Annotated in this window: 24 protein-coding genes and 1 tRNA gene; 9 read left to right on the forward strand and 16 right to left on the reverse strand. The window is 56.6% G+C overall.

Annotated features, from left to right (window positions below):
- Window positions 1-147: 147 nt before the first annotated feature.
- The 3 genes from glgB to AC1AWD_RS04450 are packed head-to-tail and all read left to right on the forward strand — an operon-like array spanning window position 148 to window position 4,223.
- A complete protein-coding gene (glgB, locus tag AC1AWD_RS04440) occupies window positions 148-2,397 on the forward strand; it encodes a 1,4-alpha-glucan branching protein GlgB (protein WP_476564028.1) in 2,250 nt (749 codons plus the stop codon).
- Between the two features lie 15 nt (window positions 2,398-2,412).
- Window positions 2,413-3,132 carry a response regulator transcription factor gene (locus tag AC1AWD_RS04445; protein ID WP_476564030.1) on the forward strand — a complete coding sequence of 240 codons (720 nt, stop codon included), beginning with the start codon at window positions 2,413-2,415 and terminating at the stop codon, window positions 3,130-3,132.
- A 20-nt stretch (window positions 3,133-3,152) separates the two neighbouring features.
- Window positions 3,153-4,223 (forward strand): sensor histidine kinase, encoded by a 1,071-nt coding sequence (locus AC1AWD_RS04450; protein ID WP_476564032.1) that lies wholly within the window; start codon window positions 3,153-3,155, stop codon window positions 4,221-4,223.
- 375 nt (window positions 4,224-4,598) lie between these two features.
- On the opposite strand, the gene AC1AWD_RS04455 is transcribed toward AC1AWD_RS04450, so the two are convergent.
- The 3 genes from AC1AWD_RS04455 to AC1AWD_RS04465 all read right to left on the reverse strand — a co-directional run bounded on the left by AC1AWD_RS04455 (window position 4,599) and on the right by AC1AWD_RS04465 (window position 6,130).
- Complete coding sequence (locus AC1AWD_RS04455) at window positions 4,599-4,958, reverse strand: ComF family protein (protein ID WP_476564034.1); 360 nt, start codon at window positions 4,956-4,958, stop codon at window positions 4,599-4,601.
- Window positions 4,959-5,038: 80 nt separating this feature from the next.
- On the reverse strand, window positions 5,039-5,248 hold the full coding sequence (locus AC1AWD_RS04460; protein WP_476564036.1) for a hypothetical protein: 210 nt from the start codon (window positions 5,246-5,248) through the stop codon (window positions 5,039-5,041).
- A gap of 78 nt (window positions 5,249-5,326) precedes the next feature.
- On the reverse strand, window positions 5,327-6,130 hold the full coding sequence (locus tag AC1AWD_RS04465; RefSeq protein WP_476564038.1) for an HAD-IIB family hydrolase: 804 nt from the start codon (window positions 6,128-6,130) through the stop codon (window positions 5,327-5,329).
- A gap of 65 nt (window positions 6,131-6,195) precedes the next feature.
- Here AC1AWD_RS04465 and AC1AWD_RS04470 point away from each other — a divergent pair, with 65 nt between their 5' ends.
- Window positions 6,196-6,624, forward strand: coding sequence for a metallopeptidase family protein (locus AC1AWD_RS04470; protein ID WP_476564039.1), 429 nt, complete (start codon window positions 6,196-6,198; stop codon window positions 6,622-6,624).
- Between the two features lie 10 nt (window positions 6,625-6,634).
- Here the strand turns inward: AC1AWD_RS04470 and AC1AWD_RS04475 are convergent, their stop codons facing one another.
- The 3 genes from AC1AWD_RS04475 to AC1AWD_RS04485 are packed head-to-tail and all read right to left on the reverse strand — an operon-like array spanning window position 6,635 to window position 11,605.
- Window positions 6,635-8,170, reverse strand: a complete 1,536-nt coding sequence (locus tag AC1AWD_RS04475) for a DUF5719 family protein (RefSeq protein WP_476564041.1) — start codon at window positions 8,168-8,170, stop codon at window positions 6,635-6,637.
- On the reverse strand, window positions 8,167-11,280 hold the full coding sequence (locus tag AC1AWD_RS04480) for a glycosyltransferase family 2 protein (RefSeq protein WP_476564043.1): 3,114 nt from the start codon (window positions 11,278-11,280) through the stop codon (window positions 8,167-8,169). The genes AC1AWD_RS04475 and AC1AWD_RS04480 overlap by 4 nt, the downstream gene beginning before the upstream one ends.
- Window positions 11,281-11,305: 25 nt before the next feature.
- Window positions 11,306-11,605 carry a WhiB family transcriptional regulator gene (locus AC1AWD_RS04485; RefSeq protein WP_476564045.1) on the reverse strand — a complete coding sequence of 100 codons (300 nt, stop codon included), beginning with the start codon at window positions 11,603-11,605 and terminating at the stop codon, window positions 11,306-11,308.
- Between the two features lie 309 nt (window positions 11,606-11,914).
- Between AC1AWD_RS04485 and AC1AWD_RS04490 the strand changes: the two genes are divergently transcribed.
- Window positions 11,915-13,339: an LCP family protein gene (locus tag AC1AWD_RS04490; RefSeq protein ID WP_476564047.1), complete on the forward strand. Its 1,425-nt coding sequence runs from the start codon at window positions 11,915-11,917 to the stop codon at window positions 13,337-13,339.
- 290 nt (window positions 13,340-13,629) lie between these two features.
- Here the strand turns inward: AC1AWD_RS04490 and AC1AWD_RS04495 are convergent, their stop codons facing one another.
- Window positions 13,630-13,812 (reverse strand): hypothetical protein, encoded by a 183-nt coding sequence (locus tag AC1AWD_RS04495; protein WP_476564049.1) that lies wholly within the window; start codon window positions 13,810-13,812, stop codon window positions 13,630-13,632.
- Window positions 13,813-13,873: 61 nt separating this feature from the next.
- Between AC1AWD_RS04495 and AC1AWD_RS04500 the strand changes: the two genes are divergently transcribed.
- The 3 genes from AC1AWD_RS04500 to AC1AWD_RS04510 all read left to right on the forward strand — a co-directional run bounded on the left by AC1AWD_RS04500 (window position 13,874) and on the right by AC1AWD_RS04510 (window position 17,148).
- The gene (locus AC1AWD_RS04500; RefSeq protein ID WP_476564051.1) at window positions 13,874-14,785 is read left to right on the forward strand and encodes an LCP family protein; all 912 of its coding nucleotides are present in this window, start codon (window positions 13,874-13,876) and stop codon (window positions 14,783-14,785) included.
- A gap of 161 nt (window positions 14,786-14,946) precedes the next feature.
- Entirely contained in the window at window positions 14,947-16,782 is a 1,836-nt protein-coding gene (locus tag AC1AWD_RS04505) for an FtsK/SpoIIIE domain-containing protein (RefSeq protein WP_476564053.1), read from the forward strand.
- Window positions 16,783-16,869: 87 nt separating this feature from the next.
- Window positions 16,870-17,148, forward strand: a complete 279-nt coding sequence (locus AC1AWD_RS04510) for a WhiB family transcriptional regulator (RefSeq protein ID WP_003809589.1) — start codon at window positions 16,870-16,872, stop codon at window positions 17,146-17,148.
- 125 nt (window positions 17,149-17,273) lie between these two features.
- Here AC1AWD_RS04510 and AC1AWD_RS04515 read toward each other — a convergent pair whose 3' ends face one another.
- Complete coding sequence (locus AC1AWD_RS04515) at window positions 17,274-18,764, reverse strand: sensor histidine kinase (protein WP_476564057.1); 1,491 nt, start codon at window positions 18,762-18,764, stop codon at window positions 17,274-17,276.
- 164 nt (window positions 18,765-18,928) lie between these two features.
- Here AC1AWD_RS04515 and trhA point away from each other — a divergent pair, with 164 nt between their 5' ends.
- Window positions 18,929-19,819 (forward strand): PAQR family membrane homeostasis protein TrhA, encoded by an 891-nt coding sequence (trhA, locus tag AC1AWD_RS04520; RefSeq protein ID WP_476564059.1) that lies wholly within the window; start codon window positions 18,929-18,931, stop codon window positions 19,817-19,819.
- Between the two features lie 130 nt (window positions 19,820-19,949).
- Here trhA and AC1AWD_RS04525 read toward each other — a convergent pair whose 3' ends face one another.
- From AC1AWD_RS04525 to eno, 8 genes are all read right to left on the reverse strand, one after another.
- The gene (locus AC1AWD_RS04525) at window positions 19,950-20,429 is read right to left on the reverse strand and encodes a GreA/GreB family elongation factor (protein ID WP_476564060.1); all 480 of its coding nucleotides are present in this window, start codon (window positions 20,427-20,429) and stop codon (window positions 19,950-19,952) included.
- A gap of 74 nt (window positions 20,430-20,503) precedes the next feature.
- A complete protein-coding gene (locus AC1AWD_RS04530; RefSeq protein ID WP_476564062.1) occupies window positions 20,504-20,911 on the reverse strand; it encodes an FKBP-type peptidyl-prolyl cis-trans isomerase in 408 nt (135 codons plus the stop codon).
- A 55-nt stretch (window positions 20,912-20,966) separates the two neighbouring features.
- On the reverse strand, window positions 20,967-22,436 hold the full coding sequence (locus tag AC1AWD_RS04535; RefSeq protein ID WP_476564064.1) for an L-serine ammonia-lyase: 1,470 nt from the start codon (window positions 22,434-22,436) through the stop codon (window positions 20,967-20,969).
- A 136-nt stretch (window positions 22,437-22,572) separates the two neighbouring features.
- Window positions 22,573-22,652: transfer RNA gene (locus tag AC1AWD_RS04540), tRNA-Leu, on the reverse strand.
- 40 nt (window positions 22,653-22,692) lie between these two features.
- Complete coding sequence (locus AC1AWD_RS04545) at window positions 22,693-23,697, reverse strand: Ppx/GppA phosphatase family protein (protein WP_476564066.1); 1,005 nt, start codon at window positions 23,695-23,697, stop codon at window positions 22,693-22,695.
- Between the two features lie 99 nt (window positions 23,698-23,796).
- Window positions 23,797-24,360 (reverse strand): DUF501 domain-containing protein, encoded by a 564-nt coding sequence (locus AC1AWD_RS04550; protein WP_476564588.1) that lies wholly within the window; start codon window positions 24,358-24,360, stop codon window positions 23,797-23,799.
- A 12-nt stretch (window positions 24,361-24,372) separates the two neighbouring features.
- Window positions 24,373-24,951 carry an FtsB family cell division protein gene (locus tag AC1AWD_RS04555; protein WP_476564067.1) on the reverse strand — a complete coding sequence of 193 codons (579 nt, stop codon included), beginning with the start codon at window positions 24,949-24,951 and terminating at the stop codon, window positions 24,373-24,375.
- Between the two features lie 110 nt (window positions 24,952-25,061).
- On the reverse strand, window positions 25,062-26,354 hold the full coding sequence (gene eno, locus AC1AWD_RS04560; RefSeq protein WP_476564069.1) for a phosphopyruvate hydratase: 1,293 nt from the start codon (window positions 26,352-26,354) through the stop codon (window positions 25,062-25,064).
- Window positions 26,355-26,613 lie beyond the last annotated feature (259 nt).

Below are 26,613 nucleotides of genomic sequence, written 5' to 3' on the forward strand. Positions count from 1 at the left end.
TCCTCCGTGAAATCGTTCGAAAAAACCCGAACTATTATGCCAGCTAGTGCGGACTTGAGCGGCTTTGCATGTTCCGAACTCCAAAATCACACGACACGATACGGGAAAACAGTCACGAAAACAGTTTTGCGTGGTTATATTTTTCCCATGGGCAAACATTCCACAATCAATGAAGATGTAGTCAGCATCAACCAAGACATTCTGGATGCGGTCAGCAACGCGGAATACTACAATCCGCATGAGGTGCTCGGCGGGCATCTCGGTTCCGGTGAGCATGAGGACACCGTCACGGTCCGCATGCTCCGCCCAATGGCGAAAACCGTGACGATTATCACTCAAGAGGGGGAATACGAAGCCGAGCATGAATACAATGGCGTATTCACTGCCACCATGCCTGCGCTGAATACCAGCGAAGGCTACCGAATTCCAGACTATCGAATCCGCACATCGTATGAGGACGGCCCCGCCGTCGTGCAGGACGATCCATACCGCTATATGCCGATGATCGGCGAACTGGACACGTACTTGTTCGGCGAGGGACGTCATGAACGCCTGTGGGAGGCTCTGGGCGCGCACGTGATGCGTTTCGATGACCCGATGGGCACCAATGAAGGAGTGACCGGCAAGCAACTGGTCGGCACGTCCTTCACCGTATGGGCTCCGAATGCGCGCGCTGTGCGCGTCGTCGGCGATTTCAACGGTTGGAACGGCAAAAGCCACGCCATGAGGGAGCTGGGCTCCTCCGGCATTTGGGAGCTGTTCATTCCCGGTGTCGAAGCCGGCGAGGTCTATAAGTACGAAATCCTGACGCAGTACGGCCAGTGGATCATGAAGGCCGACCCGATGGAACGCTCGCACGAGATTCCGCCGCGCACGGGTTCCATCGTCGTCGATTCCACGCACAAGTGGAACGATGACGCCTGGATGGACAAACGTGCCAGGACCAATCCGCACGACGGCCCGATCAGCATCTATGAGGTCCACGCCGGCAGCTGGCGCAAGGACGTGAAGAACTACCGCGAACTGGCCGACAAGCTGGTTCCGTACATCACCGAAATGGGCTACACCCATGTGGAGTTCATGCCGTTGGCAGAACATCCGTTCTCCGGCTCTTGGGGCTACCAGGTCACCGGTTATTACGCCATCGATTCCCGACTGGGCGGTCCCGACGATTTCAAATATCTCGTCGACAAGCTGCATGAAGCCGGCATCGGCGTGATTATGGATTGGGTTCCTGCCCATTTCCCGAAGGACGCCTTCGCGCTCGGCCGTTTCGACGGCACACCTTTGTACGAGGATCCCGATCCGATGCGCGGCGAACATCCGGATTGGGGCACGTACGTGTTCAATTTCGGCCGCAACGAGGTACGCAACTTCCTTGTGGCCAACGCCTGCTTCTGGCTTGACGAGTACCATGTCGACGCCCTGCGCGTGGATGCGGTCAGCTCGATGCTGTATCTCGACTACAGCCGCGAGGCAGGCCAGTGGCGTCCGAACATCTATGGCGGACGCGAAAACCTCGAAGCAATCGACTTCCTCAAGGAAGCCAACGCCACGGCGTATAAGAACAACCCCGGCATCATGATGATCGCCGAGGAATCCACCGCGTATCCGGGCATCACCGCGCCGACCGACGCCAATGGTCTGGGATTCGGCCTCAAATGGAATATGGGTTGGATGCATGACACGCTGGAATATCTGCACCATGCTCCAATCGACCGCAAATGGCATCACAACGAAATCACCTTCTCCATGGTGTACGCATATTCCGAACACTACGTACTGCCGATCAGCCACGATGAGGTCGTGTACGGCAAGGGCGCGCTGTTCGGCAAGATGCCGGGCGACGACTGGCAGCGTTATGCGGGCGTCAGAGCCCTGTTCGCCTACCAGTGGGCGCATCCGGGCAAGAAACTGAGCTTCATGGGCAATGAAATCGCTCAGTACGGCGAATGGGACCATAACGGTTCCGTGGATTGGGATGCGCTGAAGTGGCCGGATCATCGCGGCGTGCAGCGCTTCGTCGCTGATCTGAACAAGCTGTACAAGGCATCCCCCGCACTGTGGAGCCAGGATTTCGACCCAGAAGGTTTCCAGTGGCTGACCAGCGACGACGCCGACCATAACACGCTGAGCTTCATGCGTATCGGCAAAGACGGCGAGCAGATGGTCGTTGTCGTCAACTTCTCCGGCAGCGCCTGGCAGGACTATCAAGTCCCGCTGCCGAAAGGTGGCCGTTGGAAGGAAGTGCTGACCAGCGACGCCAAGGAGTACGGCGGGTCCGGCATCTCCAACGGCACGTTCAAGGCCGTTGCCGGCGAATATCATTCTCGCGATTGGTCCGCGAAGCTTACCATTCCCGCATTCGGAGCGGTATTCTTGGAACCGGAACTCTGAGAAAGGCAGCTTCACATGCTTAATACGTCAGCGCAGTCCTCGGTCCCGCGCACCGTTTTGATCGTCGAAGACGAACCTACTTTGGCCACGGCCATTGCCCAACGCATCACCGCCGAGGGATGGACGGCCCGAGTCGCCTCCGACGGTGCGAGCGCGGTGCAGACGGCTATGCAATTCCATCCGGATCTGGTCATTATGGATATCATGCTGCCGGTGATGGATGGATTGGAAGCCACCAAGCGCATTGTGGCCGCGCGTCCTGTGCCAGTGCTGATTCTTACCGCCCGCGATGACGAAGCGGACAAGGTCATTGGACTGGGGGCCGGCGCTGACGATTACATGACGAAGCCTTTCTCCATGCGCGAACTCATCGCACGATGCAAAGCTTTGCTGCGCCGCGTCGAGCGTGCAAAGATCATCGCGAAGAATTCCGAAAACGAAAAGGTGCTTGATTTCGGCTCGTTGATCATCGATCCCGCCCAGCGTATCGTTACGGTCAACGGTGAGCCAGTGCATCTGACCCCGACCGAATTCGATTTGTTGGCCACCTTGGCCCGTAAGCCGAAGTCGGTGCTGACTCGAGAAAAGCTGCTCGAAGAAGTGTGGGATTGGGTTGACGCTTCCGGTACCCGAACCGTTGATTCGCATGTCAAAGCGTTACGCCACAAGCTTGGCAGTGAAATGATTCGTACCGTTCATGGCGTCGGATACGCATTCGAGCCTCCGAGCAAGTAAGCTGACGGGGTAACTCGGATATGGCAAAGCCATCGCATCGGGGACGTTCCGCTACACCTCTGGCCGAACGTCCCCTCGGTCTGTTCACTTCGCTCAAAGTTGAATTGAGCGCGCTTATTGTTATCGCCACGTCCATTGCATTCGCCATGGCATGGTTCCTGCTGAAAATCAATTTCAGCGGGTGGATCGCCATGCCGTTGACTTTGGCCGTGGCGCTTGGCATCACCTATTTCTTCTCCCGTGGACTGACTGCGCCGCTGCGCCAGATGAGGGATGCGGCACAGGCGATGTCGGAAGGCGATTACACCGTGCGTGTGTACGTTGACGAATCGCGACGAGACGAGGTCGGGCGTTTGGCCCGTTCTTTCAACGAAATGGCAGAAGAACTGCAGCATGCCGATCAGCTGCGCCGCGATATGGTGGCCAATGTCAGCCATGAACTGCGGACGCCGGTATCCGCATTACAGGCCATGGTCGAGAATATGGCGGACGGCGTATCCGATCCGACTCCAGCCAATTTGGAAAGCATCCTTAATCAGACGCATCGCTTAACCGATCTGATTACGTTCCTTCTTGATTCTTCACGCATGGAGGCCGGTGCGGCCAGCCTGCAGATTGAGAAATTCCGTTTCTCCGAATTTCTGGATGAGACGATCGAGCCGCTTGAAATCGCGGATGCCGGCCATGCGCATAACATCGAGGTGAACATCGCTTCGGATATCGTTATGGAAGGCGATCAAGACCGCTTGCGCCAGTTGTTCACGAATATCATTTCCAACGCGCTGAAGCACTCCCCCAACGGTACGACAGTGCTGATCGAAGCGCATGAGGATCAGGCACATGACTCCGTGGTCACCAATGTAATCAATTTCGGTTCGCAGATACCCAAAGAATCCCGTTCGGATATTTTCCGCCGCTTCGTCAAAGGCAAAACCGGTCCGGGAACCGAATCCGGAGGCACTGGGCTGGGATTGTCCATCGCCCGCTGGGCCGCTCAGCTGCATGGCGGCACCGTGCGAGTCGTCGACGATGTTCGAGGAGCCAACTTCGAAATACTGTTGCCGAAACACCATCATGCGCCCGTGCGGTGATTCGTCTTTACCACACCCCATACTAGTTAGAACAAATGTTCGATAATGGCTGTGAGGGGTGCTGGGAGGCACGTTGGTCACCGAAAAATCGGCAAAGCATAGGGATTGCTTCATCCTGACCGTTGCCGTTAACGCAACGCGGAAAGACGCCCCTTTGAGCCATCACAAGGAGCGGCCATGCAGATTGGTGGTGCTCGTACGACGATGCGATATCGCCATGCCCGGAGATATCGTCATACTCCAATGCGCGGGGGAACTGGCTATCGCATGGTATACGGGCTTTAACGGACACCAGCCGGGTCCCGGAGCGGAGCACGCTCGCGCCATCGGACGAATTGATCATGACTATGTCGAAGATTGCAAGGCTTCAGGCATTCATGTTTGGGGTGTTGTTATCGACGTATTCGACGGCGTATACGACAGCGCGCATACGGAAAGCACCTCGGCTCCTGCATGACGCAGCGCCGCAAGACATTGACGCATGGTCGCGCCCGTCGTCACGATATCGTCAATCAGCAATACTGGGACGCCGCTCAAATCCACGCCGTCACGAACCGCTATGCGGCCGGCGACGCGACTGGCACGCTGACGCGCATTAGCCGTCTGTACGGATTTGATGCGCGTATCACGAACCTGCAGCGCATTGCTCGCGTACGCGTTTCCCCCGTTGCTTCGTATACGAACCGCCACCTGACGGGACAACGCCTCCATATGCGCACGTCCGCGTTCATGCAAAGAATGGTTCGACGACGGCGCCGGTACAATCGCAACGCCATTCCTCCCTTGTAAAAGATCGAATCGTGCAATCATCCGCGTTATCGCATCCGCGAACGGCGCATCGCACTGTTCGTCCCCATGATCCTTCCATGAGAGAATCGCTTGCCGTACGCATCCTTCATATCGTCCGCAAGCATACCAGAAGCCTGCGGCGCTTTCTTCACAGGGAAATCGTTGATATCTGCGGAAAAGATCGCCGCATCGCTCGCACAGCACAGCGTCTGGGCAATCGCATCCGGCGCATCCACGAGGCAGCATCATATCAAGCGCGCTGCGACCGGCAGCGCGAATGAGTGCATGTCCTCGCGTTAACGCGCCGCGCCAGATCATCGCAAACAGCCAATCAGCTGATTGCAAAAACGCAGGGTATCGTCAGGCCCAGTGACCTGCACGGCCATCGTACCGGCCAACGCCGCCGGATAATCATTCCCGTCGGGCGTCATGCGGTCGCCGACGAATATGATGTCACCTGGTTCGATGCCGAGCGATTGGGCCAAATCACATATCGCATGGGATTTATCACGCCCACGCATATACACGTCGACGCTTGTCATGCCACCCGGGCGCACTCCCAAATGTGGCAGCTCGGCAGCCACAGCACGGGCGAGACGATTCTTCTTCTCATTATCCGGATCCCACGCCGCCTTCAGCTCGCCGGGCGCCTGCTGCCCCAAAGCGGAAAACGTGATCTGGCTACCACGGTTTTCAATACGGTCCCCCCACACCCGTTCCGCCCACAAGCCTTGCGCGCGAGCGTTACGTTCCAACGCGTCAACGGCCAGACGGCAATCTTCGGCACTCAGATTATAGGCGTGCACTTGAGTCCATCCATGGCCGTTCCAGCGGTAATACAGTGTTCCGCTGGTGGGCATCAAATGCATGTTGGAAAGGTCCGCGTCCGGCGGCAGCACTTCCGTCACCTGACCGGTGACCAATTGGAATTTGCCTCCGGAAATTATCGCAACAGGCATCAGCTGAGTCAACAATGCGACGCGTTCGGCCAGCGGCGCTTTCATCGGTTTCCTGCTGCAGGCAAGCGTATTGTCAAGATCGAATGCGATCGCGCGCGCCCGAGCCGCCATTGCGCAAATGTCCACTTCGTTCCATGACGGAACATGAACCACGGACATCCCCGGTCTCTCCTTTCGATCGATGTCAATCATTCAATGTCGCCCCTTGACATAAGGTGGGTAACATGCAACGACCACCTTGGGAATCTTTAGTGTACCGCAACCGCCATGGACGAGGCGTCAGAACGCCCATGTTCGGCACCAGACTTCCCCGTTACCGTACACGCAGCGGCATGTTCGACGACATGGTAGCCGCACAGCTACGCCGGTTGAGCTCCGCATGGCCCCAACTGATCAAACCCGTGCAGTTCGCAGTAGAAGACGTACCGCCTTCGGATCCGGCGCCTTGGGAACGTCGCGCGGTGACAATGTCACAATCATTCCCAGCGCAGCACGGCATTCCCGCCCGTATCGTCCTATATCGTATGCCGATGCAATCGCATGCCACCAGCCGTATGGATTTGCAGTTCATGATAAGGGACGAAATGGTGTCTCGCCTGGCTGACCTGTATGGCAGGCGCCCCGAAGAGATCGACCCGGATTGGGGCATGTAGGCCGCACCGCTTATCGAACGATGGTGGGGTCGCCGTTCGCCCAAATCAGTTCCGTGGTCATGGCCAGCGCTTCCGGCATGATCGCGGACAATCCGGCAAGTCCCGCATCCGTTACGGATTGCTGTCCCACGCGCACACCCCACGTCATATTTCCGTCTTCGTCATCAACGGATACGGCGGCCACGCCATCGCCGAATTCAGATACCGCATACGATGTTGCCCGCTCGGATTCCACAGCGATATCGCGCGAATCAATGATTCCGCCGGTCTCGTCATACGCCGTCACCGTAACATCGCAATCATTGGCCGAAACAAAAGTCAGCTCGGCGTCGGATTGGTCCGGAATGGCCACAGCCGAGGATTTCGCCATTACCGGAACCGAGGCCAGCGCAAAATCCGCCTGACCTTCGTCTCCGTCTGAGCGTGTCAACGTCGCGGAAGCGGCCACTTCCAGGTCCGTTTCAATCTGTATGGCCAATGCATTCTTGGGAGCATTGCCCATATCGATTACGGATACGCGATCGGCGTTCACGTGATGCGTCTCGGCGCCGCTCGTGCCGTTCTTGCCGACCCATGCCAAAGTGATGTCCTGCTCGTTCTTGCTGTATACGGCAAGTTCGGTCTCATCACCCTCGCGAACCGATGGAATATATGACACACCTTTGGTCTCGTTCACCGGAACCGCGTACTCGCTTCCTTTCGGCGTCAAACCGTCCGTGGACACGGTTCTCACGTAGGAGGCAATCGGTGTCTGCGCACTCGAAACCGTAACATACAGGCCATCCTGCTTGCTTGCCGCCGCAGACAGGTCAAATATGGATTCGGCGTATGCCGGCACACTGATCGTAGCATTCGTGCTGAGATTCAATTCGCCCGATTCATTCGTTCCCCACGCACGTATGATGATCGAAGTCGCTTTGGAGGAAAGATTGGCGACAATCAACTGCTGTGTCGTTCCCGTCTGCGTATTGCCCAGAACAAACGACTGATCCAACGAAGGCGTAATGCAGGAAGCCGCAGATACGCCGCGAAGGTCACCGGTCGTGGCCCACGACATCATCGACGACGCCGATCCTGTGCCATCATTCGATTCCAGAAGCCGCGTGCTCTGCACGATGGAAGAGGATGCGGTCGAGGAACCGACGAACGGCATCGCCTCGACGCCATCGCCACTTGTGGAAAGCGAAACAAGATCCGTTCCATCCTCGCTAAGAGGAGCGGCCTGCGAACTGTATACGGAACCGAACGCTGCATATCTTGCGGAAGACTGCATATCTCCGGATGTCGCTTGGAACTGGCTGTCTCCGTAGCTCCCGGTATCGGCAAGCTGCATCTGAGCCGGGCAATACATCATCAATTGCTTGGGACTGACTTGCTGAGAGGTTGCGGATTCCGTCTGCACACCGTCATCGATGAACTCCGTGTACGGCATCGCGACGGCGGTGAAACCCGCTGCGGCGGCGATCATCACTGATGACGTGATCGCGCACGTAATACGCAACGCCCTATTGGCGGCAGAAGGCCTTGAATGCATTCCCTGACTCATACGCTCTCCTCGATTCCACCATGCAGCCGGGGCAAAGCCACCAGACAATACATGCACATCACGATTCCCGTACACCACAACCATGCGTAACGCCAACGGCTCGACTGCGTCTGCCGCTGCCAAGAGGTATCGATGCCCTGCTTGTTCACGGCGGAAACCGTCAAACGATAATACGTACCCTCATCACTGCTCACCACACTTTGCGTGCCGTTGGAGGCAGTGATGTTGGAAGTCAACTGCGTTGTGGCGTCCACGTCATCGGCATTCGACGTGAAAGACACGTAAATGCCGCCAAATCCCAAATCGCTGAGCTGTGCGATCGCATCGGCATCGGGGTTTGCCAGCAAACGGGCGACCGCCGTGGCAATGGTCTTGATATCGGCATTGTCTTGACCGGTGACGTATTGCGCGCGCTGAGCCGGAGAACTGTCAATTAAATCACCATGCTGCGTACGCATCACGGTAAAGCTCACCTGATTGGTGGATTCAGCGCGTAATGCCAGAACACGATGGCTATCATCCTGCTGCAGATAATCAACGGCGACCATCGGCAAGCCGCCATTGCTGAATCCGACGGTACCGCTCTTCGAGCGCATCATCTGCGTCGACACACCAGCAATGCTGGCTGCGGCCAGAATCATAACCAGCACGGCACGCGCGGCCACCGCAACGGAAGCGGAATGAGACGACGAACGGGCCACACGCGACAGGGCTCCCGGACGAAGCATCATAAAGCGCTGCACAGATGCGCCGGAAACCAAGCACAGACAGCTCATCATGCCCACCAATGCGAATACAACGCCCGGTTGCGTCGAACCTGCGACCAAACCACCGGTATCGACACCAACCGTGACACGCCCGGAAACACATGAAAGCAGCACACCTGCCAGCACAACGACCCACATCATACGAGACGCGCGGATGCCGAAAGGCAGCACCAGCGTGATCAACGACGCCAACGCCAACAGAACAAGCACCGACACCACGATAAGTGCAAGTATCGCGTCAGTACTGGCCAATCCGGACTGCAGGGACGCAATATCGACGCCGAAGGCGCGGCTGACGATACCAACCAGACTTAATGCCTGCGGCGCCCCGTCCAAACCGGTCGAAGGAATCGTGATATCGCCGAACAGTGCACGCCACAGGCCCTGAGGCGCATATCGCACGGCATTCATCAAGCTCGGCGCGCAAACAATCGCGGACGGCAATGGAATTAGCCACAGCATCATTCGATGCTCGCGAACGCACAACACAAAGGCGATGAAAGTCACCACCAAGGGGAACAGCAGCTGAGGCTCGGCAGCGATGACCGGCACGAAGCACAACGCGCTTAAGGCGGCGGACTGCACCGACGCACGGGAACGGACCGGGTCTTCCGTACGGTACATGCCGACCGCGCGGAAAGTGAACGCGAAAGCCGCAGGAAGGAACGTCATCACCGTGAGCATCGCCAAATCCGCTTGCGCGTAGAATCCCAAAGCAAAAGAGAAGGAAACCCACAGCAGCGATGTGATGGCACGCACCGCGTCGGAACGGGTGAACACACCTGCAAGAGCCCAAAACGACAAAGCGCTTAGTGGCGCCGAAGCGAAGAACATCAGCGTAAGAGCTGCTGGAACATTGCCAAGCGTAATCACGCTGGCGCACATCAATACCAGCAGCCATGGCGTGGCAGGGGCAGGAATGCCAGTGCTATAGCCGAACACCCATGAAGTCGTGGCAGACTGGACCAGCTGCTTGAAGCTTGCGCCCGTCGGTAAAAGCGTATCCGAATACAATGAGCCGGGAGCCAGGGCGACGCGGAAAACGTCCCATTGCATCACGATAACAGCGACCAGAGCGACAAGTGCCATGATTACGGCAATCGTCCATCGGCAAATCAGACGACGATGCAGATGCTCCTTGGCCAAGGGGCTCAGTACTGCATGATTCTTCTGCGATTCAAACGCATCGCGACGATTATGCCATTGCCTGATCTGTTTTCCCGTGGCCACCAATGCGGACAACTGCGACATGGGAACCGTGCTCTGCTCAACAAGCGTGGCACGGGCATGGAGGGCACCGGAAAGATCGAATACAGCCAGCCACGGCAGCATGAGTTCGCACAGTGCCTCATATGGGCGCTTGTGCACCAGTTGCGATACGAACAGGCCCAATGCGCGCAGCAGCGACCACAGCCACATCAACGGCCACAGCACACGGTGCGTTTCGGAATAGCGGTAGCGCTGGCTGACGCGCATCACACCCAAAGCGGGGTTGTTCGGCTCGTACTCATCCAAGGCGTGTCCGGCTCGGGAACGTATGCCTTCGTAACGCGCACGGCGGTGTGCGATACGGGCACGGGGCACCACAACCACACGACCACCGCTGACGACCACGCGGCGGGAGAAATCAATCGACTCCCCCATCGTCGTGAACCACGAGTTCACGCCGCCCAAAGCCGTCAACGTCTTCAACGGTACAAGAGCACCCGCCAAAGAGACCGCAAACACATCCTGACGTCCGTCATACTGTTCCTGATCGGGTTCGCCGTCCACAACCAAGGAGACCACACGACGCTTCGAAGCATACATGCCGACGTCGTGCAGGCTCTCACCTTGCCAATCCAGTTGCTTGGCACCCAACAACGACGCCGTGGACGTATTGCGCCATGTATCGGTCAACGCCTCCAGACAGCGATCATCGGCAGGACGTGAGTCATCATGCAGCAACCACAACGCCTGCACGAAACTTCCCACATTCGTCTGCCTAATGCCCTTGTTCACAGCATCCGCAAACGAAACCGCATCATCAACGCCCACGACTTGTACACGCACTGTATGCAACGCCGTGTCGACGACATCTCCCGACGCCGTGACCGGCGTGATATCAAGCTCAAGCTCTACAGGTTCCTTTTGCCCGCCCATGCAATCGACGATGATAATCATGGCAGGCATGACGCGCTGCGACAACACTGCGGTCAGCGTATCGGGAAAGAACCGCCAATCATCCTCAACCGTAATAACAGCAGCGACATCAGCCGCTATACCGCGAGGATGACGCGCCGTTCCCTTAGCCAATATTTCGGCCACCATCCGCTGCGTTTCGCTTGTTCCTGTGGAAGTCATAAGCTCAAGTGTACGCGACCCCCCGCTACGCTCGTTCTTTAAGTTCCTTCTTGTACTTGCGACGTTCACGTTCACTCATACCGCCCCATATGCCGAAACGCTCATCGTGATCGATAGCCCACTGCAAACATTGCTCACGGACCTCACATTGCGCGCATACGCGCTTCGCGTCTCGTGTCGACCCGCCTTTTTCAGGGAAAAACGCCTCGGGATCGGTCTGAGAACACAATGCCTTGTGCTGCCAAGACAAACCGTCATCCTGCGTGAATAGACCCCAAAGCTCTATCAGCGGATTGTCGGAGGAATCGCTGGCCATACCTTGCATGCGCCCTCCTTGTCCTTTCCTTCAGCAATCAGATGCTTATTGCTTATGATTCAACACATACGAACCAAAAATGTCAAATTATTTTTTGACGGTAATACCATTGTTCGAAATAAACCGTGCTAGCGCATATAAAACGATCCACATATGGACGTAATCACATACATTCCTCATCCTCATTACAAGGGGCGGAGTAGGGTAGGCGTATCCATGCCGTACAATTTATCGGGTTCGTTTTCATCCGAGCACCGGTATGCACATCGCGCACACACGATGCGACACGCATCCGTCCGATCGAGGAAGGCAGTCACTGTGCACTCTAATACCACCGACGAGAAGCTCCCTAATCTCAACGGCCTACACAACGCGCGCCCGAAGCACAGCCTCGGATACCGTGTGGAGCATAGGCTGCGTAGCATCATTGTCATGGTAATCATAGCCTGCTTCATGTTCACCGGTTCGGCGGCCGCCGCAGTGTGGGTCGATTTGGATTCCACTGTGCGCAGCGGCGTGGTGCAGACCATCGCTCAAGGTGACAACAAAGATGATGAAGAATCCGGAATCATCGATCCGAATGAAGGCAAAAGCATCGAGCTGCTGATCCTCGGACAGGATACGCGTGACGGCGGAGACAATTCCTCCCTTGGCGGCACCCAGGATGCAGGTCTGCACAATGCGGACACCACGATGGTCATGCAGATTTCAGCCGACCGTTCGTGGATCAATCTGATGTCCATTCCGAGGGATTCCCTCGTCGACGTACCGCAGTGCGAAACCGCCAATGGCACGATGGCCGCACAATACGGCGTAATGTTCAATTCGATTTTCCCGAATGCCTGGAGCTTCGGTGGTGATCTCGCCTCCGCAGCCAGCTGTACGATGAATGCGGTCAATTCGCTGACCGGACTCAATATCAATAATTTCATCGTCGTTGATTTTCAGGGCCTGCGCAATATGATCGACGCTCTGGGAGGCGTGGATATCTGCGTTCCGGTCGATATCAGCGACCCCTATACCGGTCTGAACCTTGCCAGGGGTCTGCAGCATCTCGACGGCACTCAGGCCACCCAGTATGCACGTGTTCGCCACGGCGTCGGCAATGGTACCGACACTATGCGTACCACCCGTCAGCAATATCTGATCAAGCAGCTTGTACGCACCGCGTTGAGCAAGAACCTGCTCACCGACACCTCACAGCTGTATCAGCTCGCAAAGTCGGCATTACGCTCGCTTAACTTCAGCGCAGGCCTTGGCGATATGACCACACTGGTCTCTCTGGCGATGAGCTTGGCCTCCTTCAACATGGACAATCTGTATGCGCAGACGGTTCCGGTGATGCCGGCTCCTTCGGATTACAACCGCCGCGTCTGGACCGACGACGCGGACCTGCTGTGGGCCAAGATGCGTGAAGGTAAGCCATTGACCGAAACCACGCAGGACGCCACAAGCGACACCGACGCCAATGGGGATCAGCAAAGCGATGGTCCCACCAACGACGATGCCACAGACGCTGACGGCTCTTCCACCGACGATTCAGCCGCTTCCGACACCACAGGCGCCTCGACCCCTGACCCGGTTACCGGCTTGATCACTTTGGAAGACGGCACGCTGATCGATCCGAATACGGGCGGCATCGTCAATCCCGAAGACGGCAGCATCACCGACCCGAATACCAGCGAATACATCGGCATCGCGGATCGCTATCTGAATGCCACAGTATGTGCCGTTACTGAGTAGGAAATCGCGTGTAGGGGTCGACTTCGGCCCCTTACCTGTAAAAAAGTGTGTGTTGAACAGCGTATTACAAGTCCATGTGAGAAGGAGACCATGAGCGAAGAGACCGGAAACCAGCGGCCGCAGGATACACCGCCCAGCTTCGCCCCATCAACTGGACGCAAGGCCGGATCGGGGCAGATGCATTCCAGCAGGCTTGCTGATACCGGTGTCACTCCGCCAAGTTTCATTCCGGCCTCTTCAAGGTCACGATCTTCGGGGGCAAGCTCTCGTTCCCGTAGCGATTCGGCCAATCAGGCATCCGGCCGGGTTGCGACCACACCGAGTGGAACAATGCCAGCCAGTTTCCCGCCACCCAGCACGCGTTCAACCACGGCAAGGCGTTCCCGCGGTTCGACAAGCACATCTGCGTCCCGCCCGGCAAGCGCGGCGCTCCCTAAACAGGCTCCGACGCCAGGTTCTTTGGTGTCTTCCACGGCGTTAACGCATCGCACTACGTCAAAAGCGCGAAAAGCATGGAATGCATTCATCGCGGCCGTGCTTGTTCTGCTTATCGCACTGGCTCTTACTTTGTTTGGTGCTTGGAATTGGGTGGACGGGCATCTGAACAAAACACAGTGGCTGTCCGACATGAGCGACTCCTCAGCGACGTCGTGGCTGATTCTGGGCTCCGACGAACGCGACGGCACAGTCGGCGAAACCGGTGACGTCACCGGTTTCCGTACCGATACGATTCTTGTGCTGACCAAACCGAAGGATGGCCCGAGTTCGCTGATTTCCATCCCCCGTGACTCTCTGGTCGTCATCGACAATCAGTACATGAAAATCAATTCCGTTGCGGAATTATATGACAGGCAGACGTTGGTCGAACAGGTCGAACAGATCACCGGCCACAAAATCGATCATGTCGTACAACTGCAGTTCGGCGGACTGATCAATGTGGTCGACGCTTTGGGCGGCATTGAGTTATGCTACGACCAGGATGTCGACGATTCGTTCTCCGGCCTCAAATGGACTGCAGGCTGCCATGTCGCGGACGGCAATACCGCGCTTGCGTTCTCCCGTATGCGATATTCCGATGTACAAAGCGATTTCGGGCGTTCCGAGCGTCAGCGCCAGGTCATCGGCGCCATTGTCAAGAAAGGTATGTCCAAAGAAGTGCTGACCAATTTCAGCACGGTCAGCAGTGTCGCACGAACAGGTTTGGACGCGCTGACGGTGGATGAGAACACGAATCCGTACACACTGGTGCAGATGGTGCTGGCATTCAAGAACGCTTCAAGCGATCAGGGAATCAGTGGCACCATTTACTGGCAGGATCCCGCATATTATGTCGATGGCGTTGGTTCGAGCGTGCTTCTGGACAACGAGCGCACACTACAGCTTTTCGATGAGCTTAATGACGGCAGCCACGCTCCCGGTAGCGTAGGAACGCTGACGGAAGGCTGACTTCGTCACGATTGTCGACGAATATATTGTGCTGATTATGATTTTGGCGTGCCTCCTGCTTATGCTCGGCGACACGCCAAAATTGTGGATAACCGTTTCTCTTCGTCCACATTGCCCGAATTGCATTGACATGCGTTCTTCTTTCATCTCACACTGACAGCATGAGGAAAGCACAGCGGCGTGGACGGCGACGCCACAATAACGGGACAGGCAATCGCCGTATCCTGCGCGTATTCGCATGGGCGGCGCCGACATGCGCGCAATCAATAATGCTTATCGTCATGATGATTCAAGGCAATTGGCTGTTCTGCGTGATGATCGTGCCCGGTATGATTGCAAGCCTGTCGAACATGCTGCTGTCCGCTCCGCGCAATTCATCCGAAAAAGTGACGTTTTCAAAAGACAACAACGCATACGTGCGGCACGACGCCGAGTGCGAGCGCGGCAATGCTTCCGGCGATATCAATGACGCGGCGGTGTTGTCGTCGCTCCCCCGACGTGAGTTGGAAGCGACGTTGACGCTTGATGCCGATCATCTGATGTGGCGACGTATCGTATTCAACTGGCTTGCACCCCATTCGTATGCAGTCGCCATCGGATGGAACGCCGCTGGCCCGTATCTCATTGATTTGCGTGCGCAGGGGCCGCATGCGTTGGTTGCAGGGACCACGGGTTCTGGTAAGTCGGTGCTTCTGCAAAGCTGGTGTCTTGCTCTTGCCGCCAATATTCCGCCGAATGAATTGCAATTCGTGTTTTTGGATTTCAAAGGCGGTTCCACTTTTCATCAGTTGTCGAAGCTTCCCCATGCCATCGGCAATGTCTGCGATCTTAATCTCAAGCATGCGATGCGGGCACTTGAGGCTTTGGAACGGGAGCTTCGCCGCCGGGAAAAGTTGGTTGCCGACGCGCAGGTTTCTTCCATTGAAGGCATTCATCCGGCGCAGCCTCGTCTGATTATCATCATCGACGAATTCCATGCATTAAAAGACCTACTACCTGACTATATGGGGCGTCTGAACCGTATCGCAGCCCAAGGCAGGTCCTTGGGTATGCATTTGATCGCCTGCACGCAGAATCCGTCGGGACAGGTCAATGCGGATATGAAGGCAAATATTTCGTTGAATATTTGTCTTAGGGTCAGGGATGGCGCACAATCGCGTGAACTTATCGGTGATGCCCGTGCGGCGGCGATTAATCCCAACCGTCCTGGAATAGCCTACTGCAATGATGGCGCCGAGGTCGCTGTCATACAATGCACTCCGGTCCGCGATATCGATTGCTGCGTTGATGCCATACGCACGGCCTACGCTTTCATCGACAGACAGACGCCGCCTTCATTGTTCACCGCTCCTCTTGTCGATATCGTGTCGCCAGGAATGATTCCCCTAGCGAAATCGGCCGACGCCATTCCTTTCGCTCTCGGGGACGACGGTACACATCTGCACACGGTTACGATGACGCTTCTATCGAATAACATCGGCGTTTTCGGCCCACGCGGGCACGGCAAGACAACCGTGTTGAACGCCATCATCGAGCAGGCTATGCGTATCGACGATTGGGATGCATTCTATACCACCCGTATACCACATGATTATGCAACCGTGCGTATTCGGCACGATTCGCCGCCTCCACCACCCGACCGGCATCGCATATGGTTCGTGGATGATGCCGATGACCTGTTCGAGCCCTTCTGCACGCTTGCCGACGCGCAGGCGTTTATGCGGGCGCTTGCCGATCCGCGTCAAACCGTGGTGTTCGCCGCCGAACGTATACGGCATATCAGGATTCCAGAGCAATGCCCGACCAGAATCGTTTTTCCATATGCCGACAGGGCCACGGATCTGATGACCGGCGTTCCTTCCTCGATGCTGAATGTCTTTGACACGCATGACATGTCCACGCCGGGACGCGCCATATGGATAAACGGTGCGGTATGTCAGCCGGTGCAATGTATGCTTCCACGCGGGCAATTCATCCCAGAACGAAGTTTTTCATAAAAAACTCTTGAAAAAACATCTATTTCGTGGTTTGCTGTTTAATAAACCACAACCATGTGGATATGACGATAGGCGATGAGGAAAACTATGAGCAGTGCTTTTGATTGGCGCGCCAAGGCCGCATGCCGGGATAAGGACCCTGAGCTCTTCTTCCCGGTTGGCAATACCGGTGCCGCATATCAGCAGATTGAAGAAGCGAAGGCTGTATGCCGTACATGCAAGGTGATTGACGCATGCTTGAAGTGCGCGTTGGACACTAATCAGGATTATGGTGTCTGGGGCGGATTGAGCGAGGATGAACGTCGCGCTTTGAAGCGTCGCGCCATGCGAGCCCGTCGTTCGCAGGCCATGCAGATGCAGGTCTGACAAACCATTGAAGCCGTCGGAATTCCGACGGCTTTCTTCTTGTATGACATCATATGAATGTGCCTCCAGTGCGTATATCGCATCGGAGGCACATCGTCATTGCCATACCGCCGGCGGAAAAGGTATCAGTTCTCCGCTTGAGCAGCGCGCAGCGTCATATCAAGGACGACGCGGGTGCCGCCGCCTCGACGCGGCTCCCAATGTACGGAGCCTCCGAAGTCGTTGGTTACGAAGGTGTTAATGATCTGCGTTCCCAGACCGGAACCGGAAGAGCGTGCCATGCCGTCATGTTCCTCGTTCGACAAACCGATGCCGTCGTCTTCTACCACAACGTTCAACGAATTGCCACCACGACCGACGGAAATCGTGATATGGCCGTCTTTACGCCCCTCAAAACCATGCTCAACGGCATTGGTGATCAACTCGGTCAGTACAAGCGACAACGGAGTAGCATCCTGCGCGGGCATCATGCCGAATTTACCGACGAAATCGATGGAAATATGCTGGTCGCGCATTGTCGCCAAATCCACGCTCATCTTCAGCAGATTCGAAATGACTTTGTCGAAATCGACGACTTCATCAGCGGTCTGGCTCAAACCTTCATGAACCATTGCGATCGTCTGCACACGACGCTGAGCTTCCTCCAGCTCCTTTTTGACCTCTTCGGATTTGGTTTTACGCGCTTGGAGACGCAGCAGCGCGGACACGGCTTGAAGATTGTTCTTCACACGATGATGGATTTCGGAAATCGTCGCATCCTTGGTCTGCAGCTCCCGCTCACGACGACGCAACTCGGTGACGTCACGGCACAGCACAATGCCACCGGAGCGGCCGTTGTTGTCCATCAGCGGCAGAGACCGCATGGATACGGCAGACTTATTGGCGTCAAGTTCGGAATCCACGGCGGCCTTGCCGCTCAACACCAGCGGCAGGGTTTCGGGAACCGGATCCTTTTCCCGAATCAGATTCGTGCCGATTTCGCTTAGATACTCCCCCTGCATTGTGGTCACCCAGCCCAGGCGACGGAAGCAGCTGATTGCATTCGGGGATGCGTACCGCACCACACCATCGACGGTGAGCACGATGAAGCCATCGGAGACTCGGGCGTTATGACGCTGGTTCATCACCGGATTGTGATACGGGAATTGACCACGTGGAATCATCTCGTACAACTGCTTGCCGGCGTTGATGCTTTCGGATTCGTAACGGCCGTTCGATTCTCGCGTGGCCATATTGGTTTCTCGCACGACCAGACCCAAGGTCTTGCCATTGTGCCGGACGGGGGCATAAACATTGCATACCGTGGAGCCGCCGACAGTGCGCAGAATCGTTGAGCGGAACACCGTTTCAGATTTCATCGCGGAATCCAGTTCGGCCGATATGCCCGAATCCACCTCATTGCCGACGACGTCTTCCGTGCGAAGACTCATCACCGTTGAAGGGCGGCACTGTTCGGCGATAATGTATTTTCCGTCACCCGACTGCAGGATCAGCAACAAATCGGCGAAGCTCAGATCTGCGATCACCTGCCAGTCGGCGACAAGATGATGCAGCCACTCGCGATCGTCATCGTCAAAATCAGGACGCGTCATCAAAATATGTGAAAAATCAGCCATGTGTCCCATGATACGCATATTTCGCATCGCCGCCGTCGCAAAGCGGAACTTCGCATGATGATGACGGTTCTCCCATATGCTGATGCCGCATATGGCAATATCCTTAACTTACGGTATCGTAAGCTACGGTTCCGTAACCAGTCGTGTACAGGATCGGGAAAACGATGAACAATGCAATACAGCACGACGAGCGCCATGATGTTCAGGCGACGCTCGACGATCTCAAAGCACAGGCCATTGCCGCCGATGTGGCGGCAATAAGGGCGAAGGCCCGCAACAAAGCCGACAATATCAGGCACAGGGCGGAAGCACGTGCGCAGAAAACCATCGCCAAAGGCGAATATAAAGCCACCCGCGTTCAGGGCCTTGTTCCGAATAAGCCGGCGCGCAAGATTCGTCTTGACGTGCACGGCCGTCCCAAACCACTGATGCGCGGATGGATTCACGCCGCCGCAACCCCACTTGCACTGGCCGCAGGCATTGTGCTGATCTGCCTTGCCCAAGGAGTCGCCTTGAAATGGGCATGCACCGTGTTCATGGTCTGCTCGCTGGTGTTGTTCGGCAATTCCGCCGCCTATCATTTGGGAGACTGGTCGCCAAGAGTGACCAACGTGCTGCGCCGGATCGACCATATGAACATATTCCTGCTGATCGCCGGTACCTACACTCCGGTTTCGTTCGCGCTGGAGCCGTTCTGGCGTGACGCCATCATCATCGGCATGTGGACCTGCACAACCGTGGCATTGATCATCCATGTCATTTGGATCAATGCGCCGCGCTGGCTATATGTCATCGTCTATATCGTTTTCGGAGTGTCAGGCGTGGCCTATATGGGCATGTTCTGGATCTCCCCCGCCGCCGGCCCGGCCGTCGTCGTGCTGCTGGCCTCGGGCGGCGCCTGCTATATTGCCGGAGCCATCGTATACGCGCTGCGCAGGCCCGACCCATGGCCACGCATCTTCGGCTTCCATGAAATCTTCCATATCGGCACCGTCGCCGGATACGCATGCCATATGGTGGCGATCTACATGGTCATAGTCAGCCTGTGGCAATAAGCACCGCAGTATCTTGCTATGCTGCCCGCATACCGTTTGAGGGCTCTGCGTTCCCTTTATTCATCGGGGAAGCACAGAGCCCTCAAGCCCATGTCATCGCAGCACGTTATGGGCGCAATGATGACCGCGACTAGTTCAGCGGCTTCGATTCCTTGATCGTAACCGAAATTTCACGGCCGTTCGGAGCCTTGTAGGACACCGTATCGCCCGCGTGGGAGCCGATGATGGCGGCACCGATCGGAGATTCCGGGCTGATGACGTCATAATCGGTGGCCACGGCAATATCGCGGGAACCCAGCACATACGTCATTTCGCGTCCGGCCATATCAATCGTGACGACGGAGCCATTGCCGACCACGCCGGCTTCCGGGGCTTCGAGAATCTTCGCATTACGCAGCTTGACGGTCAGCTCGTTGATACGGCCTTCATTCTTGCTCTGCTCTTCGCGGGCGGCATGGTAGCCGCCGTTTTCCGACAAATCACCTTCGGCACGTGCCGCGGCGATGCGCTCGGTGATTTCATCACGATATTCACCTTCGCGATATGCGAGCTCTTCCTTAAGCTTGTCGTACGCTTCCTGCGTAAGCAGGATGGTCTTTTCCTCAGTCATGTTTCCTCCTTGAGCGAACGTTCCGCCGATTTCATATGGGTCGTTCAAGAATCCCGTCAATCGGCGGATGCGGTTCAACGCGTCGAAATGATGTCGATGACGAATACGAGGGTGTCGCCGCCGCCGATGCCGGCCTGCGGAACGCCACGGGTGCCATAGCCGTATTCCGGCGGGATGGAAACAACCAGGCGAGAGCCGACGTTGTGGCCCGGAACGGTCTGGTCCCAGCCCTTGATGACCTGTCCGACACCAATGCCGAAGCTGGCCGGCTGGTGGCGTTCGAAGCTGGAATCAAAAGCGGAGTCCTTGCCCCAGACCACGCCATGGTAGTTCACGGTCACGGTGTCGCCACGGCGAACCATCGGACCATCGCCTTCAACCAGTTCGACGACCTTCAGACCGGCTGGAGCCTCCGGGGCCGGGAAGACGATGGACGGCGCAGCACCGAACTCGGCGTTAACCTCAGGCATCTGATTAGACATGTCGCATAACCTCCTTATAAGCGCAATGCCACATACAATAGCACCATCCGGGCACTCAGCATTCCACGACATTCACGGCAAGACCGCCTTTGGACGTTTCCTTATACTTGGCCATCATGTCTTCGCCGGTGTCCTTCATCGTTTTAATGGCCTGATCCAGCGTAACGATATGCGTGCCATCCCCCAACATCGCCATACGCACCGCGTTGATGGCCGTATTCGCCGCCATCGCGTTGCGTTCGATACACGGAATCTGCACCAGACCGCCGACAGGGTCGCAGGTAAGTCCAAGATTATGCTCGATGCCGATTTCCGCCGCGTTCTCCACCTGCTGCACCGTACCGCCCATAACCGCACACAGTCCGGCCGCGGCCATCGAACAGGCCGTGCCGACCTCACCTTGGCATCCGACTTCCGCTCCGGAAATCGAAGCGTTGCGTTTGAACAGATATCCGATTGCGCCGGCGGTCAGCAGAAAATCAATCACGCCGTCTTCATTGGCGCTTTCGACGAAATGCCAATAATAATGCAATACCGCAGGAATGATACCGGCTGAACCATTGGTCGGCGCGGTGACGATGCGCCCACCAGCGGCGTTCTCTTCGGAAACCGCCAAAGCGAACAGATTGACCCATGCCGCGTCGGAAGCTTCCAGAACGGCATCCACACGACGTTCGCCGCGATGCAGTACATCGCTGTTCGCCGCAAGACGCGTATACATATGCGGGGCGCGACGCGGCACGTCAAGACCGCCCGGAAGAATGCGCTGATTGCTTGTACAACCATTATCAACGCATTCACGCATGGCGTTCCATACTTCGATAAGCGCGCGGCGTACATCGGATTCCGGACGTTGTGCGATTTCGTTGGCCCACACCACTTGGGCGATGGTCAGATTGTTCTTCACGCATACCGCAACCAGTTCGTCGCAGGATGTAAACGGGTAAGGCATGGCAGCAGTTTGTTCACTATCTGCCGTCTTACTCGCAATATCGTCGGCATTGGTGTCAATATCGGACGCGACACGGTCATGAATGCCAATCAACGAGTCATCGATGCCACCCTGACGAATGAAACCACCTCCGACGGAGTACCAGACCTGTTCCAGCAGCGCGTTTCCGTCCCCATCAAACGCTTGGAAACGCATGCCATTGGGATGGGCGGCGAGACGCCGCCAACGTTCCATGACGATATCGCGCCCATAGTCGAAAGCGACAGGATGGGAGCCCGCCAGATTCAATACGCCGCTCGCCGCGCACTCCTCGCATATCCGAGCAAAATGATTGGTATCCACGGTTTTCGGCAGATTGCCTTCCAATCCCGCCATTACGGCACGGTCGGTGCCATGGCCGAGACCGGTAAGCGACAATGATCCGTAAAGTATGACACGCACGCGTGCGGTTTCGTCCAGTTTTCCGATGCCACGCAAGGCGTCGGCGAATTCCTTTGCGGCGCGCATCGGGCCGACGGTATGGGAGGAACTGGGTCCGACTCCGATGGAGAACATTGCAAGAACACTGAACATACCGGTTTCCAATCGTGTTGATATTCGGATACGCGGGCCGCTATACCGGATATAGCCAGCTTCAATCGGCAATTGACGACTATGCCGGCATATTCGAAAAAAACTTTTGGCTCCGAATATGCCGGCACAGCATCGGTGCTCCCAACGGGACTCGAACCCGTAAGCCGAAGCGGCTGATTTTAAGTCAGCTGCGTATACCAATTTCGCCATGGGAGCGCGCGGCCGCGTGATTGCGGTCAGAAGGTATTATGCCACGTCATCGAGCGGCAAGCAATTTGTGTCCAAGATCAAGCACAATGCCGTCGAGCAGGCCATGCTCGCTGGCGACGAAAGAATCGATGGCTTCGCCATGGTCGAGCACGGCGGCTTCGGATATGCGGGCCAGCACACGGCTCCACACCAATGCGCCGCCGCCGACCACATCGACACGACCCGGATGAATCGTCTTGTATTCGCTTCGTTCGGCACGCGTCATATGCAGGAATCGATCGTTGACGGCATACGCTTCATCCAATCCGACGCGGACTCCGTCGACCAATGTATGATCATATTCCTTCAATCCCATAGCCAACGCCGTCATCGTCGTCACTGTTCCGGACACGCCGATAATCGTCCGGGCCTTGCCGGCCGGCACATGTTCAAACGCTTCATCAATATGGGCGTCAATATCAACGATAGCGGATTCAATCTGCTCATCAGTCGGCGGGTCGACCAACAAATGACGTTCGGTCATGCGCACCGACCCGATATTCATTGAAAATTCCGAACGCACTCGCGTCACTGGCATATCATCGCCGTCACCGCCCAAAACCAGCTCCGTGGAACCTCCGCCCAAGTCGACGACGAGGAACGGCGGACGCAAATCGTCACGGTTTACCACGCCGGTGGCAGCGAGAAAACTCAGATTCGCTTCTTCAACACCGCTGATGACTTCAGGCCTTACACCAAGAATGTTTTCAATCGTGTTTTCAAATTCAGCCCGGTTTTCAGCATCACGCGTAGCCGACGTCGCCACAAAACGGATGTCGTCGACCTCATGTTCGGAAAGAATATCGGCGAATTCGCGCGCGGCCGCATATGCACGCTCCAAAGCGTCATCCGCAAAACGATGCGTCTTGTCGACATCCTGACCAAGACGAATCACACGCAGCGTACGCGGCACGATATCATGCATGCCATTGGCGTCAACGCGGGCGATTTTAAGACGAATGGAATTCGTGCCGCAATCAATGCCGGCGACTACCACTGAATCAGTCATCATCATGCTCCTTGACTAGCGTTGTATGCACCGATACTATCGCCCGCACAACGTTTTCCCGGTATTCGGCTCTTGTATTCGCCCGCACTTCGCACTTGTGCTTCAACGCTCTTCCACCGAGCAGCGGCAAACCGTCGGGCTGAATTCGTCAGCGATGCGGGACAACGCCATATCACCGATCGGATTGGCACCCTCGCCCATCACCAAAGTCTGCGCCAACAGCGCATGCAGGCACTTGACACGCACAGGCATGCCACCAGCGCTGGTTCCTGCGATATGTTCCTCGCTATCGCCCGTCAGCAACGCCAATTCATGGCGAAAAGCCAGATATAGCTGATGGGCGCGCTCATAGTCGGCGCGCAACGTTTCGTCCTCGGCCAGCATGTCATTGAATTCGTACATGGCACCGGCCGCTTCGATATGGGAGATGGCCTTAACCGCTTCCGGGCTGGTTAGATAGCAGGTGGTGGGGAACGGCACGCCTCCCGGCAGCATCGGACGGGTGATCACCGCCAAGGGCCTGCCGCACACGCAGCGCGCGCCGACGGCCATCATGCCACGGGGAAAACGACCGAGCTGACGTTCGACGATGGCGATATCGTCGTCAGTGGCGGGGGTGGTCATCACCCGAGACAGCAATGCCTTAGCGTGCTGTTCAACGGTCATGTTCTGCGTCATCTACTGTCCTTCCGTGGTGTTGGCGGCTGTATTATCCGTTCCATTGTCTGTTGCCCCGCTGTCGTTTTGCCCGCTGTCGGCATCCGATGCGTCATTCGAGGAGGAGCCGGTGCCATCCGCCGAATCCGCCGAGGGATCCTTGTCTATCTGTTCAAGCGAATAGGCCAGTTCTTTATACCATGGCAACGTGTCTGAACCCGTATCGGTTGTTTCGTCTTTCGTGTCATCCGATTCCGTCTGCCCCGTCACCGCTTCGGGATGCAATACGCGAATGGACTGTTCACCGGGGAAAACGAATCCGAGCTGCTCTCGGGCTTGCGCGGTGACATAAGCCTTGTCGTTCCAGCGTTTGATGCTGTTTTTCAGCTCTTCTTTTTCGGCAATCAGCGCTGCTTCCTGTTTTTTCAGTCCGTTAAGTTCGGTCAGATTCAACGCATAGGTGTGGAATGTCGAAAACAGCTGGAGTAGGCCCAGAAGCACGATGAATACGGAGATGAAGAACGCTACCGGCCCGGCACCGCCGCGTTTGGACGCGGTCCTGCTTTTGCGGGAGTCGGAGGCACGGCTTTTTTTGTTCATGCACATGAAAATACCCGCCGCATACGACTTGGCGTAATACGGCGGGCATCGACTCACGAAGTGTTCAGTGAATCATCTTGGCAAACCTCAGCGGATTGCCAAGAATCAGATCACATGTACTTCTTGCAGGCCTTGAAGGCGCTGTAGCCGGCGTACTGAGCGGTGGAGCCGAGCTCCTCCTCGATCTCAAGCAGGCGGTTGTACTTGGCGATACGCTCGCCACGAGCCGGGGCACCGGTCTTGATCTGGCCGGTGTTCTTGGCGACGGCGAGATCGGAGATGGTGGTGTCCGGGGTTTCGCCGGAACGGTGGGAAACCATGGAGGTGAAGCCATTCTTGGTGGCCAGTTCGATGGCGTCCAGGGTTTCGGTGACGGAACCGATCTGGTTGAGCTTGACCAGCAGGGAGTTGGCGGCGCCGAGCTCGATGCCCTTGGCCAGACGCTTCGGGTTGGTCACGAGCAGATCGTCGCCGACGAACTGCAGGCGGTCACCCAGGCGAGCGGTGATAGCGGCCCAGTCTTCCCAGCCTTCTTCCTGGAACGGATCTTCGATGGAGACGATCGGGTACTCGTTGACGAGGTTCTCATAGTAGTCCAGCATGTAAGCGGATTCGCGCTCTTCGCCGTCGAAGCGGTACTTGCCGGTCTCCTTGTTGTAGAACTCGGAGGAAGCGACATCCAGGGAAATGCCGATCTGCTTGCCCGGCTCATAGCCGGCAGCGGAGATGGCGTCCATGATGAACTTGATGGAGTCTTCGTTGGACTTCATCTTCGGAGCGAAGCCGCCCTCGTCGCCCAGACCAGTGGCCAGGCCCTGCTTCTTCAGCACGGACTTCAGGGTGTGGTAGACCTCGACGCCTGCACGCAGAGCCTCGGAATAGGTTTCGAAGCCGTACGGGGAGATCATGTATTCCTGAATGTCGGTGGCGAAGTCAGCGTGAGCGCCACCGTTCATGATGTTCATGTTCGGAACCGGCAGGATGTGGCCGTTGGTGCCGCCGATGTAGCGGTACAGCGGCATGCCTGCGGATTCTGCGGAGGCATACAGAGCGGCCAGGGAAACGCCCAGGATGGCGTTGGCGCCGAGACGACCCTTGTTCGGAGTGCCGTCGAGCTCAATCATGACCTCATCGAGAGCGCGCTGGTCGGCGGCATCCATGCCGATGACCTTCGGGGCGATCTCTTCGTTCACAGCCTTGACTGCATTCAGAACGCCCTTGCCCTGGTAGACGGACTTGTCGCCATCACGACGCTCCCAAGCCTCGGCTTCGCCGGTGGAGGCGCCGGACGGAACCAGACCCAGACCCTGAGCGCCGTCTTCGGTGTCGAGGACGACTTCAACGGTCGGGTTGCCACGGGAGTCGAGGATCTGACGCGCGTACACGCTTTCAATTACTGCCACAACTACTCCTTAAAAACGTTAGGTTGTGTTGACGCTTCCTAGAATAATGCGATTTGTGGACGTTATGCAAACACATGTCCACACATTTTCGTTAGCGCTCACATCGATTTTGCCCGTACAGCACCCCATTCATGCCACGCGGCATTGTCCACCCCATCACACAACAATGGTGCGCGACACGGGGTGCCCGGGCCAAGATTTCAAACATGCTGGAAACGCGTTCAACCACACGCATCTACGCGCCTAATTAACGCGTCAA

It is taken from the genome of Bifidobacterium sp. LH_512, assembly GCF_056356435.1.